The organism is Chryseobacterium polytrichastri (assembly GCF_900142445.1).
GTDB classification, from domain to species: Bacteria; Bacteroidota; Bacteroidia; order Flavobacteriales; family Weeksellaceae; genus Chryseobacterium; species Chryseobacterium polytrichastri.
The window spans coordinates 1-12,204 of the sequence record NZ_FRAV01000047.1; the positions used below are offsets into that span (position 1 = coordinate 1).

A 12,204-nucleotide genomic window follows, 5' to 3' on the forward strand; every position below is an offset into this window, starting at 1 on the left:
GTTAAATATACAAAAAAACAACCAGTAAAACAAACTAAATTAACTGAAAATCAATATATTAAAGCCTTAACTTAATGACATTGGGCTTTAGCCCGCTTTCAAAATGAATACTCTGAATTTGGCTTTAGCCAAAATTTAAATATTCTCTCACCAGATTACCCGGATTGATAATACAATCATCTGTGAAAATCCGTGAAATCTGTAATCCTTGTCAAGGTTTTAAACCTTGACAAGGATTTTCTGAATAATTAAATGTAGTCATCTGTGAAATCTGTGGGAAAATAAAAACATTCAACAAAAATTTCGTAATTTTAAAATAACACTTAAAACCATTTGTATGAAAACCATTTCCAGATTGATATTTCTTGTTTGTTTTATCAATAGCATTACAATATTTGCACAGAATAATTATCCTCAAAATTATTTTAGAAATCCTTTAAATATTCCTATTAATCTTGCTGCCAACTTCGGAGCAGTTCGTTCCAACCATTTTCATATGGGGTTGGACATCCGAACCAATAGCCAAGAAAACTTACCAGTTGTTGCAGCAGCAGACGGCTACATAAGCCGAATAAAAGTAGAGCGATATGGTTTTGGAAATGCAGTTTACATTACTCATCCGAATGGGTATACCACAGTTTATGCTCATTTGAATAAGTACTTTGATAAACTGGATGAATTTGTAAAAGATAAACAATACAAAGACGAAAAATGGGAACAGGATATTACTTTTTCTGCGAATCAGTTTCCTGTGACAAAAGGACAATTAATTGCTTTTAGTGGAAATACGGGAGGTTCTGCTGGGCCGCATTTACATTTTGAAATCAGAGATACAAAAACAGAAATGTGTCTCAATCCTTTACTTTTTGGATTTAACATTCCGGATACTATTGCCCCGATTATTAGTGAGCTGTATTGGTATGACCGACGTTTCAGTACATATGAACCCGGAGCTAATGGAGTTGCGGTTAAAAAAACAGGGAATAATTATACCGCTAATGTTGTACAAGTGAGTTCTCCTACAATAAGTTTTGCCATAAAGGCGGTGGATAAAGCCAATCTGGGTTTTAATTTAGGAATTTATGATGCAGAATTGTTGATGGATGGGAAGTCGGTTTATCGTTTTAAAATTGATAAAGTGAGCTATGATGATACACGCTATAGTAATGGTTGTATTGATTATGCGAAGTTCGTTCAAGATAAAATGAGTATTCAGCATTTATCCACTTTGCCGGGAATGAGATTGGAGAATTACAGTTCTGGTTCAAACGGGATGATCAATCTTAAAGATGAAGAAATCCACAATATTGAAATTGTTTTAAAAGATGTGAATGGAAATACAAGTCGGCTCACTACAAAAGTGCAGTTAACTAAAAGTTTAGATAAGGTTTCTTCTAATGATAAAACAGTCACCCCAAATCAAGCAAAAACCATTAAAACAGAAAATGCAGAAATTAATTTGAGCAAGAATGCGGTGTATGATGCAGTGAATTTTAATATGTATGAAAAAAATGGAGGTGAAGCAATTTCAAATGCTATTGTATTGAATAGCCCATTAATCCCAATTCATGATAATTATACATTAAAGATAAAGACTAACAGAAAATTGACCAGTGAAGAAAAAGAAAAAGTCGTCATGCAGCTCGATTATGGAAGTGATGTCAGCGCAGTAAAAGGAAAATGGAATGGAGATTGGGTAGAAGGCGACTTTAACAGATTAGGCACAGCGAAATTATTATTAGTTACCAGTTTACCTTCTGTATCTCCAAGTTGGAAAGATGAAGCACTTCTTAGTGGTAATTTTTTAAGATTAAAAGGAATAACCAAGATCGGTGATATTATTTCATTCCGTGCGGAGCTTGATGGTAAATGGCTTAGGTTTGCGCGTGTAAAAGATGATTTTGTTTATGGTTTTGATGAAAAATGTCCAAAAGGTTCAGGTTTGCATACGTTGAAAGTGACAACAATCAACACTGCAGGGAATACAAATACTCAAACTTTTACTTTTCGTAGATAATTTATTTAAACACTAATATCACAAATGGGTTTCACGAATAAGCACAGAATTAAACCATAATCATCTGCGAAAATCTGTGCAAATCAGTGGGAGAAAAATTTAATAATCCATTCTTTTAATTTTAATTAAATAAATTTGTGACTTAAAATAAAAACCATTGGAATTTTATCCATCAATCGAAAAATCAAATATTCAAGAAATTAAACAATTTCAGGAGCAAAAACTTCAGGAGCTTTTAACTTATCTTGAAACGCATTCCCCTTTTTATCAGAAATTATTTAAACAAAATAATATCAATATTGCTGATGTTCAGTCTTTGGAGGATTTACAAAAGATCCCAACTACAACGAAAAATGATATACAGCAAAATAATGATGATTTTTTCTGTATTCCGAGTCATAAAATTGTGGATTACAGTACGACATCAGGAACATTGGGAGATCCTGTGACTTTTGGTTTGTCAGATAACGACCTTGAAAGATTGGCTTATAATGAGGCGATTTCTTTTGCCTGTGCAGGAATTCAAAAAGGAGATGTTGTACAGATGATCACAACCATCGACAAAAGGTTCATGGCTGGGTTGGCTTATTTTCTCGGATTGAGAAAAATGGGAGCAAGTGTTGTGAGAATGGGGCCTGGAATTCCCGAATTACAATGGGATTCTATTTTTAGATATAAGCCTAAATATTTAATCACCGTTCCTTCTTTTCTATTGAAAATGATTGATTATGCTGAAAAGCATGGGGTTGATTATAAAAACTCCAGTGTGTATGGGGCAGTTTGTATCGGAGAAAGTATCAAAAATCAGGATTTTACAGATAATATTCTTTCACAGAAAATTAAAGAGAAATGGAATATTAAATTATTCTCAACCTACGCTTCTACAGAAATGAGCACGGCCTTTACGGAATGTGAATTTCAAGTTGGAGGGCATCATCATCCTGAATTAATTATTACAGAAATTCTGGATGACGAGGGAAATTTAGTTAAGGAAGGAGAAAGTGGAGAGTTAACGATTACAACCTTAGGCGTTGAGGCGATTCCGTTATTAAGATTTAAAACAGGAGATATTGTAAAAGCACATTATGAGCCTTGTGAATGCGGAAGAAATACGATGAGGTTAGGTCCTGTTGTTGGAAGAAAGCAACAGATGATTAAATATAAAGGAACAACGTTGTATCCGCCTGCAATGAATGATATCTTGAATGATTTTAATAATATTTTGTGTTATCAGATCGTTATCCAGTCTAATGAAATTGGGTTGGATGAAATTATCATTAAAATAAGCACAGACAGTGACTCCGAAAACTTTGTAAATGAAGTAAGAGATCATTTCCGTGCAAAATTGAGGGTAAGTCCAAAAATTGAAATTATTGATTTTGATATTTTGTCTAAAACAGTTTTTAATCCGAACAGCAGAAAACCAATTACATTTATAGATTTAAGATAAAAACTAAGCAAAAGCTAACCATGAAAAAAACGTTATTCTTATTCTTAATAGCTCTTTCCGGTTGTTTAATGGCGCAAAGAGTGAAAGTTATTTCCGGAGATTATAATTTTTTAAAGGATCAAAAGTTTGTTAAGGTTGTTTTCAAATATGATCATCTTAAGTTTGAAAAAAAGAACTTAACAGAAGAAGAATTTTTAGCCCAAAGAATGTTGGAAATTGAAAAGTCAAAAGGAAAAGAAGAGGCAGAAAAATGGAAAGCAGATTGGGAGTATAGTAAAGAAATATCTTTTCCGGATAAATTTATGATGTCTTGGAATAAAAATGCTGTGATTCAGGCTTCCAATAAATTTGCCCAAACTAAGTATACTTTGATTGTTGAGCCTACATGGATTCATGTAGGATTATTTTTTCCTTTGGCAAGTGACAAAGCCTTAGTTTCAAGTAAAATGACTTTTGTTGAAACAGATAATCCTAGCAATGTTTTAATGGTTGTTGAGGGAATTAAAGCAACAGGAGATAACGGTTTTGGTGTTCCTAATAATAATGACAGAATTGCAGAATGCTTTGCGAAAACTTCAAAAATGCTTGCTTTAAAAGTAGATCATTACACTAAAAAATAACAGTATGTTATTAAGTGAAATTCTATATTTGCAAACTTTAAAATAAAATTATAAACTATGAAAAAATTATTCTTGCTGTTGTTTATGGCAATAGCAACAACAGCTTTTGCACAGAGTCAAATTAACTTCGAATCTGGAAATTTTGATTTCTTGAAAGATCAAACTGAAGTAAATGTTCAGTTTAAATTTGAAAATCCACTTTTTCAAGCAGATAATTATACGGAAGCTCAATATCTTGAAAGAAGAAAAACAGAAACGTTAGCGAAGAAAGGCGAAGAAGCTTGGAAGGAATGGAATGAAGAATGGAAAAAGCATAAAGAATCTGTTTTTTTAGATAAGTTTATAGATGGTTTAAATGCTAAAGCAAAGAAAATTAAATTCACTAAAGGTGCTACAACAAAATATACCTTAATAATAGAGACAAAATGGGTGTATGCGGGATGGACAGGATTTGTTACACAGCCTGCTAAATTATCTTCAGAACTAATATTTGTTGAAACTGAGAACCCTTCTAAGGTAATGGCAAAAATACAAGGGAATAAGATTGAAGGAACAGGAAGTAAAGTTGATTATGGGATGGAGTATGGAAGAATATCCGCAGCATATGAAAAAACAGGAAAAGAATTAGGAAAGGCAATTAAAAGTGCTTTAAAATAAAACAAAAATCGGTCTGAAATTCAGACCGATTTTTTTATAGCTGTTCTTGCTGTTTCTCAAGTTTGATGAGGTTGGCAAGATTTTTAACCACTGTATCGTGCTTTTTTACAAAAGGATTGTCTTTGTTCCAGACATATCCTGCTAAAACTGCACATATTTTTTTCTTTACATCCGGGTTTTCGGGTTGATGGAAAAATAATTCCTGAAGATTTCCGGTGTACCATTCTTTCACATATGTTGTGAAAACATCTACACCATATAAAATATAATCTGCGAATTCTGTTTGCCAGTCAACTTTTTCTCCGTTCAGCTGTCTTAATGCCAGTTTTGCGGCAGTCATCCCACCTTCTGTTGCAAAAGCCATTCCTGATGAGAAAACAGGATCTAAGAATTCTGACGCATTTCCTGTTAACGCAAATCCGTCACCGAATAAGCTTTTCACCGAACAAGAATAATCTTTTAAGTGTTTAGGTTCAAAAAGAAAATCTACATTTCCGAAACGTTTTACATAATAATCAGAAAGTGAAATTGCTTTTTTCAATGCTTCTGCAGTATCTCCGTTTTCGGATAGCTGATCAATATATTCAGTTGGGCCCACAATTCCTACGCTTGTATTTCCATTAGAAAAAGGGATAACCCAAAGCCAAACTTCAGTTTCTATAATGTCAAAAGAGATCAACGTTCCTTCTTCGCCTTCTTCTCTGTTAAGATCTTCTACATGAGCGAAAATTGCAGAATGAGGAGATAGTTTTGAAGGCTTTTCTAGATCTAATAATCTAGGTAAAACTCTTCCGTAACCGCTGGAGTCAATCACAAATTTTGCGTGGATTTCTTTCGTTTCTCCGTCTTTGTTTTTTACAGTGGTGATAGAATCTGCTCCGTTAAATTCAATTCCGATCACTTCAGTTTCAAATTCAAGGTCAATTCCTTTATTAATAACTTCCTGAGCCAATGTATTGTCAAAATCAGCTCTTGGTACTTGCCAAGTCCAGTCCCAGCCTTCACCAAATTTATTACTGAAATCAAAGATGCAAACTTCGTCACCTCTTAAGAAACGGGCTCCCAACTTTTTTTCAAACCCCATTTTATCTAGTGCAGGAAAAAGTCCGGCTTCATCAAAATGATCCATTACTCTGGGAATCAGGCTCTCGCCTACAACCAGTCTTGGGAATTTTGTTTTTTCGACAACTTTTACGTTGATGTTGTTCTTCTTTAAGTATGAAGAAGATACGCATCCGGAAGGTCCAGCACCGATTACGAGAACATCAACAAATTCTTTGCTCATCTTTGATTTTTTATTTTAATAATAACTTATATCTTTGCCGCAAAATTAGTGACAAATAATTAATATTTTATAAAATTATCTACTATTACTTTTTAATTAATGAAAATAAATAGCTTTTTAGAACTGAAAGATTTTCAGGATATCGTCGTAAATAATGAAAAAATAGAGCTGGATGATACACTTTTAGCCAGAGTGGATGCGAGTTTTCAGTTTTTGAAAGAGTTTTCTAAGAATAAAGTGATATATGGCGTAAACACGGGCTTTGGGCCGATGGCTCAGTTTAAAATCAGCGATGAAGATACACATCAGTTACAATATAACTTAATAAGAAGCCATTCTTCGGGGATTGGAAATCCTTTGCCTCCACAAGAAGTTAAAGCTTGTATGTTGGCAAGATTAAATACGCTATCTCTTGGAAATTCAGGAGTTCATCATTCTGTAGTTAATTTACTTAAAGAATTAATTAACAGAGATATTACGCCTTTGATATTCGAACACGGAGGAGTTGGTGCAAGTGGAGATTTAGTCCAATTAGCACATTTAGCATTAGTTCTTATCGGTGAAGGCGAAGTATTCTATAAAGGAGAAAGAAAATCCACAAAAGAAGTTTTTGAGATTGAAGGATTAGAGCCCATAAAAGTAGAGATTCGTGAAGGTCTTGCTTTGATGAATGGAACTTCTGTAATGTCAGGAATTGGAATTGTAAATGCATACAAAGCCAATCAATTAACTGAAATTTCTATTAAATTATCTTGTGCTATTAATGAGATTGTTCAGGCGTATGATGATCATTTATCTGAAGCGTTGAACGGAACAAAAAAACATTACGGTCAGCAGAAGATTGCAGAAAGAATGCGTGCGCATTTATCAGACAGTAAATTGATCAGAAAAAGAGAAGATCATTTGTATACTCATTTCGAAGAACAAGAAAAGGTATTCAAGGAAAAAGTTCAGGAATATTATTCATTAAGATGTGTTCCTCAGATTCTGGGACCTGTTTTAGATACATTAGAATACACAGAAAAGGTTCTTGAAAATGAGATCAACTCTGCGAATGATAACCCAATTATAGACGTTGAAGGTCAGCACGTTTACCACGGCGGAAATTTCCACGGAGATTATATTTCTTTGGAAATGGACAAGCTTAAAATTGTGGTAACAAAACTGACAATGCTAGCTGAAAGACAATTAAACTATCTTCTAAATGCTAAGATTAACGAAATTTTACCTCCTTTTGTTAATTTAGGTAAATTAGGCTTTAATTTCGGGATGCAGGGAGTTCAGTTCACGGCAACTTCAACAACTGCTGAAAGCCAAATGTTATCAAACCCAATGTATGTTCACAGTATTCCGAACAATAATGATAACCAAGATATTGTTAGTATGGGGACAAACTCAGCGGTGATCTGCAGAAAAGTAATTGAAAATGCTTTTGAAGTATTAGCTATTGAAGCAATCACAATCATTCAGGCTATTGAATATCTTGATTTTAAAGATAAAGTTTCATCTTCTACAAAAGAATTGTACGATGAAATAAGAAAGATTATTCCGGCGTTTTCAGATGATATGGTGATGTATCCATATTTGGAAAAAGTAAAACAATATCTTAAAAACGGAAAATAATGAAAAAGGGGTTGATATTTTCTCTCTTACTTTTGCTAGTCGGACAGCTGTTTTTCGCTCAAGAGTTAGCTTTGGTGAAAGAAAAATCTAAAATTGGGTATATAGATAAGTCTGGAAATTACGTTATTCAACCAAGCTTTGAAACCGCAAAAAGTTTTTCAGATGGATTGGCCGCTGTGAAAGAGGGCCAAGTTTGGGGATTTATAGGAAAAGATGGGAAAATAGTAATTCAGCCTTCGTTTTCAAATATAAAAGATTTCCACAATGGAATTTGTATTGTGGAAAAAGACAAAACCTGGTTTTATATCAACAAAAAAGGTGAGAAGCTTACAATGCCTTATTCAGATAAATTATATGATTTTAATGAAGGGCTAGCTTTTATGAAAGGTGGTAATAAAATTGGTGCTTTTGATACGGATGGCAAAGTGGTTATTCGTGCAGAATATGAAATTATAAAGCCCTTCCAAAATGGTTTTGCTAGAGCTTCTAAAGATAGCCGTTGGGGAATTATTGATGCGAAAGGAAATGTAATTGTTCCTTTTGAATATGGTGATATAGGAGAATATGCAGATGGAACAACTTGGGCTAAGAAAGGAAGTTTATACGGAGTTATCGACGGAAAAGAGTTTAAGATCATGGATGAGGTTGACCGAATCTGGGATTTTGAAGGCCAGCCGATGACGTATGCCAAGAAAAAGGGTAAAATAGGATTTGTTGATAAAACAGGAAATTGGGTTATTGAACCTAAATTCGATAAGGCAAGAGCTTTTAATCAAAATTTTGCTCCTGTTTGTGTAAATAGTAAATGGGGATATATTGATCCTACCGGAAATTATGTAATAGAGCCTACTTACAATGATGCTGAGGTTTTCAGTAATGATCATCTTGCTCCCGTAAAAGGAAAGGATTGGGGTTTTATTGATAAGACAGGGAAATTGGTTATTCCAATGGATTACGATATTTCTAAAAGCTTTGGATTTACAGAAAAAAATAAAGGGTTCAATGATGGAGTTTCAAGAGTGAAAAAATCTGGAAAATGGGGCTTTATTGATACATCTGGGAATCTTTTAGGAAACAAATGGTTCTATAATGTAGAACTGTTTCAAAATTAAAAAAAAAACTACAACTAAGAAATGAAATGTGCAATCATCACAGGTGGCTCAAGGGGAATCGGAAGAGCAATCTGTATAAAACTGGCAGAAGAAAAAAATTATCATATACTTATCAACTACACTTCAAACGAAGTTGCCGCTAAGGAAACGTTAGCGAAAGTAGAAGAATTAGGTTCTACAGGAGAAATTTTAAAATTCGATGTAGGAAATGCTGAAGAAACGCTAAAGGTTCTTGGAGAGTGGCAGGAGAAAAATGCAGATTCAGTAGTTGAGGTTATTGTAAATAATGCCGGAATTACAAGAGATGGCTTATTCATGTGGATGCCAAGTGAAGACTGGAATTCTGTGATTAACACAAGTTTAAACGGATTTTTCAACGTAACCAATTTCTTTATTCAAAAATTGTTGCGTAATAAATATGGTAGAATCATCAATATGGTTTCTGTTTCCGGAGTAAAAGGAACTGCGGGCCAGACGAATTATTCTGCAGCGAAAGGCGCTTTGGTTGGCGCTACAAAAGCGTTGGCTCAGGAAGTTGCCAAAAGAAATATCACTGTAAATGCTGTAGCACCTGGGTTTATCAGAACAGATATGACGCAGGAATTCAATGAAGACGAGTTGAAAGCTATGATTCCTGTCAACAGATTTGGAGAAGCAGAAGAAGTGGCTGATTTAGTGGCATTTTTAGCTTCTAGAAAATCTTCTTACATAACAGGTGAAGTGATTAATATTAATGGAGGAATCTATTCTTAATTAATGTAAGAATATACCAATGTACCAGTTTGCCAATTGTTGTTACATTGCTAGATTGATACATTGTTAAATTTGTAAAGATGGAAAATAGGGTTGTAATTACCGGAATGGGAATTTATTCTTGCATCGGGACTTCGTTGGAAGAAGTAAAGGAATCCCTGTATCAAGGAAAATCAGGTATTGTTTTAGTAGACGAAAGGAAAGAATTTGGTTTCAGGTCTGGCCTTACGGGCGTGGTTCCAAAGCCGGATTTAAAGAATCTTTTGAACAGACGCCAGCGTATAAGTATGGGCGAGGAAAGTGAATACGCTTATATGGCAACCAGCGATGCGCTAAAACAGGCGAAAATTGATCAAGACTTTTTAGATAATAATGAAGTAGGAATTCTATACGGTAATGATAGTGTTTCTCAGGCAGTGGTAGAATCTATCGATATTGCAAGAGAGAAAAAAGATACTACTTTAATGGGTTCTGGTGCGATATTCAAATCAATGAATTCTACCGTAACCATGAACCTTTCAACAATATTTAAATTAAGAGGAATTAATCTTACCATTAGTGCAGCTTGCGCTAGCGGATCTCATTCGTTGGGATTGGCTTATATGATGATTAAGAGTGGAATGCAAGACATGATTGTGTGCGGAGGAGCTCAGGAAACCAACAAATATTCAATGGCGAGTTTTGATGGATTAGGTGTTTTTTCGGTAAGAGAAAATGAGCCTACAAAAGCATCAAGACCTTTTGATAAAGACAGAGATGGCTTAATTCCAAGTGGTGGAGCAGCCTCTTTAATTGTTGAAAGCTTAGAATCTGCACAGAAAAGAGGAGCAACTATTTTAGGAGAAATTATCGGATATGGATTTTCATCCAATGGTGGACATATTTCAACTCCTAATGTTGACGGCCCTGCGTTAGCAATGAATAGAGCCTTGCAACAATCTGGTTTAGAGGTAAAAGATATAGATTATATTAATGCTCATGCGACTTCCACACCAATTGGTGATGCGAACGAAGCAAAAGCTATTTATGAGATCTTCGGGAGTGATGTTCCGGTGAGTTCTACAAAATCAATGACGGGTCACGAATGTTGGATGGCAGGCGCAAGTGAAGTTATCTACTCAATTTTGATGATGCAAAATGATTTCGTTGCTCCCAATATCAATCTGGAAACCCCTGATGATGAGGCAAAAAGGATAAATTTAGTCTCTGAAACGAAAAATCAAAAAATTGACGTATTTTTGTCGAATTCTTTTGGATTTGGGGGCACCAATTCCGCATTAATTGTTAAAAAGTTTTATTAAAAACATGGAAAGGGAAAAAATTATTGCTATCGTTAATGATTTTTTGGTTAATGAATTCGAAGTTGACGGGGACGAAATCCGTCATGACGGGAATCTTAAAACGACTCTGGGCTTAGACAGCTTAGATTATATTGATATGGTAGTGGTTATCGAATCTAATTTCGGGGTGAAATTAGGCGAAGCAGACTTCAAAAAAATGATCACTTTTGATGATTTTTATTCGACTATTCAAAACAAGATCACTGAAAAAAACGCTTAATTATCGATTAAACTTTATTTTCTATAAATTTTAACGGAATATATTGTCTTTGCTGAGTGAAACGCCCTTGCGAACCTAAAAACAGTATTATATTGAAAATCTTTGCGAACCTTGTGTTAAGAACAAGAATAAATTATGAACAAATGGAAAGGTAAATCTAAAGGGACGATTCTGGGTTACAGGATTTTCGTCTGGTGTATTAGAAATATCGGGATTAAAAGTTCATATTTTGTACTTTATTTTGTTGCTTTATATTATTTTTTGTTCGAAAAAAACAGTAACAAATACTTCACTTATTACTTTCAAAAAAGACTGAATTACGGATTTTGGAAAACAAAAATTTCATTATTTAAAAGTTATTTCACTTTCGGAACAGTTTTGATTGACAAAACGGCTATTTCGGCAGGACTAAGAGAAAAATACACTTATGAATTTGACGGAATTGAAAATCTTAGAAACCTTTTAGCAGAAAAAAAAGGTGGGGTTCTTATCAGTGCACACATTGGAAATTTTGAAATCGCAGAACACTTTTTTGCTGATATTGATTTTGATTGTCAGATTAATTTAGTAACAACAGATCAGGAAGTTACAGTAATTAAAGAATATCTGGAAAGTGTTTCAGTTAAAGAAAGTAATATCAAATTCATTTACGTGAAAGATGATATGTCCCATATTTTCGATATCAATGAAGCGTTATCTAAAAATGAATTGATTTGCTTTACCGGTGATCGATATTTTGAAGGATCAAAATTCCTTGAAGCCGAATTATTAGGGAAAAGCGCGAAATTTCCGGCTGGTCCTTTTCTTATTGCTTCCAGATTGGGTGTTCCCGTTGTTTATGTGTATGTAATGAAAGAAAAGAACCTTCATTATCACTTGTATGCAAGAGTGGCTGAGGCAGTGAAAAAGCGTGATGCACAAGGTCTTTTACATTCTTATGTGCAAAACCTTGAATCCATGATCAAAAAATATCCCCTTCAATGGTTCAATTACTTTGATTTTTGGGATGATATTGATTAATTTTCAATATTTTTAGGGCAGCTTTTCCGTCTTCCGCTCCCAATCTTTTTTTGCTTTGGCAAAAAAAGGATTTTCGCTCAAGTCGGGCTGCAAACAATTCAGCGTTG

Annotated in this window: 11 protein-coding genes; 10 read left to right on the forward strand and 1 reads right to left on the reverse strand. The window is 34.2% G+C overall.

From position 1 onward, the window contains the following. The first annotated feature begins 337 nt into the window (after positions 1-337). The 4 genes from BUB80_RS20500 (at position 338) to BUB80_RS20515 (ending at position 4,744) form a co-directional block, all read left to right on the forward strand. Complete coding sequence (locus BUB80_RS20500; protein ID WP_073297142.1) at positions 338-2,017, forward strand: M23 family metallopeptidase; 1,680 nt, start codon at positions 338-340, stop codon at positions 2,015-2,017. Between the two features lie 157 nt (positions 2,018-2,174). Beyond that, complete coding sequence (locus BUB80_RS20505; RefSeq protein WP_073297145.1) at positions 2,175-3,467, forward strand: flexirubin biosynthesis putative acyl-CoA ligase FlxY; 1,293 nt, start codon at positions 2,175-2,177, stop codon at positions 3,465-3,467. A 20-nt stretch (positions 3,468-3,487) separates the two neighbouring features. Continuing rightward, positions 3,488-4,087, forward strand: coding sequence for a hypothetical protein (locus BUB80_RS20510; protein WP_073297148.1), 600 nt, complete (start codon positions 3,488-3,490; stop codon positions 4,085-4,087). Between the two features lie 57 nt (positions 4,088-4,144). Further along, positions 4,145-4,744, forward strand: coding sequence for a hypothetical protein (locus tag BUB80_RS20515; protein WP_073297151.1), 600 nt, complete (start codon positions 4,145-4,147; stop codon positions 4,742-4,744). Positions 4,745-4,778: 34 nt separating this feature from the next. Here the strand turns inward: BUB80_RS20515 and BUB80_RS20520 are convergent, their stop codons facing one another. Next, entirely contained in the window at positions 4,779-6,029 is a 1,251-nt protein-coding gene (locus BUB80_RS20520) for an NAD(P)/FAD-dependent oxidoreductase (RefSeq protein WP_073297154.1), read from the reverse strand. 99 nt (positions 6,030-6,128) lie between these two features. Here BUB80_RS20520 and BUB80_RS20525 point away from each other — a divergent pair, with 99 nt between their 5' ends. The 6 genes from BUB80_RS20525 to BUB80_RS20550 all read left to right on the forward strand — a co-directional run bounded on the left by BUB80_RS20525 (position 6,129) and on the right by BUB80_RS20550 (position 12,097). After that, on the forward strand, positions 6,129-7,652 hold the full coding sequence (locus BUB80_RS20525; protein ID WP_073297157.1) for a flexirubin biosynthesis tyrosine ammonia-lyase FlxA: 1,524 nt from the start codon (positions 6,129-6,131) through the stop codon (positions 7,650-7,652). Further along, entirely contained in the window at positions 7,652-8,764 is a 1,113-nt protein-coding gene (locus BUB80_RS20530; RefSeq protein ID WP_073297160.1) for a WG repeat-containing protein, read from the forward strand. Before BUB80_RS20525 ends, BUB80_RS20530 begins: the two co-directional genes overlap by 1 nt. A 21-nt stretch (positions 8,765-8,785) precedes the next feature. Then, complete coding sequence (gene fabG / locus BUB80_RS20535) at positions 8,786-9,517, forward strand: flexirubin biosynthesis SDR family reductase FlxB (protein WP_073297163.1); 732 nt, start codon at positions 8,786-8,788, stop codon at positions 9,515-9,517. Between the two features lie 80 nt (positions 9,518-9,597). Beyond that, positions 9,598-10,818 (forward strand): beta-ketoacyl-[acyl-carrier-protein] synthase family protein, encoded by a 1,221-nt coding sequence (locus BUB80_RS20540; protein WP_073297166.1) that lies wholly within the window; start codon positions 9,598-9,600, stop codon positions 10,816-10,818. Between the two features lie 4 nt (positions 10,819-10,822). Next, the gene (locus BUB80_RS20545; protein WP_073297229.1) at positions 10,823-11,077 is read left to right on the forward strand and encodes an acyl carrier protein; all 255 of its coding nucleotides are present in this window, start codon (positions 10,823-10,825) and stop codon (positions 11,075-11,077) included. A gap of 135 nt (positions 11,078-11,212) precedes the next feature. Further along, entirely contained in the window at positions 11,213-12,097 is an 885-nt protein-coding gene (locus BUB80_RS20550) for an LpxL/LpxP family acyltransferase (RefSeq protein ID WP_073297169.1), read from the forward strand. Positions 12,098-12,204 lie beyond the last annotated feature (107 nt).

Excerpts from the sequence above, each read along its gene's own strand:
- BUB80_RS20500 (WP_073297142.1), top strand. The coding sequence starts at position 338 with ATGAAAACCATTTCCAGATTGATATTTCTTGTTTGTTTTATCAATAGC.
- BUB80_RS20510 (WP_073297148.1), top strand. The coding sequence starts at position 3,488 with ATGAAAAAAACGTTATTCTTATTCTTAATAGCTCTTTCCGGTTGTTTA.
- BUB80_RS20515 (WP_073297151.1), top strand. The coding sequence starts at position 4,145 with ATGAAAAAATTATTCTTGCTGTTGTTTATGGCAATAGCAACAACAGCT.
- BUB80_RS20520 (WP_073297154.1), bottom strand. The coding sequence starts at position 6,029 with ATGAGCAAAGAATTTGTTGATGTTCTCGTAATCGGTGCTGGACCTTCC.
- BUB80_RS20525 (WP_073297157.1), top strand. The coding sequence starts at position 6,129 with ATGAAAATAAATAGCTTTTTAGAACTGAAAGATTTTCAGGATATCGTC.
- BUB80_RS20530 (WP_073297160.1), top strand. The coding sequence starts at position 7,652 with ATGAAAAAGGGGTTGATATTTTCTCTCTTACTTTTGCTAGTCGGACAG.
- fabG (WP_073297163.1), top strand. The coding sequence starts at position 8,786 with ATGAAATGTGCAATCATCACAGGTGGCTCAAGGGGAATCGGAAGAGCA.
- BUB80_RS20540 (WP_073297166.1), top strand. The coding sequence starts at position 9,598 with ATGGAAAATAGGGTTGTAATTACCGGAATGGGAATTTATTCTTGCATC.
- BUB80_RS20545 (WP_073297229.1), top strand. The coding sequence starts at position 10,823 with ATGGAAAGGGAAAAAATTATTGCTATCGTTAATGATTTTTTGGTTAAT.
- BUB80_RS20550 (WP_073297169.1), top strand. The coding sequence starts at position 11,213 with ATGAACAAATGGAAAGGTAAATCTAAAGGGACGATTCTGGGTTACAGG.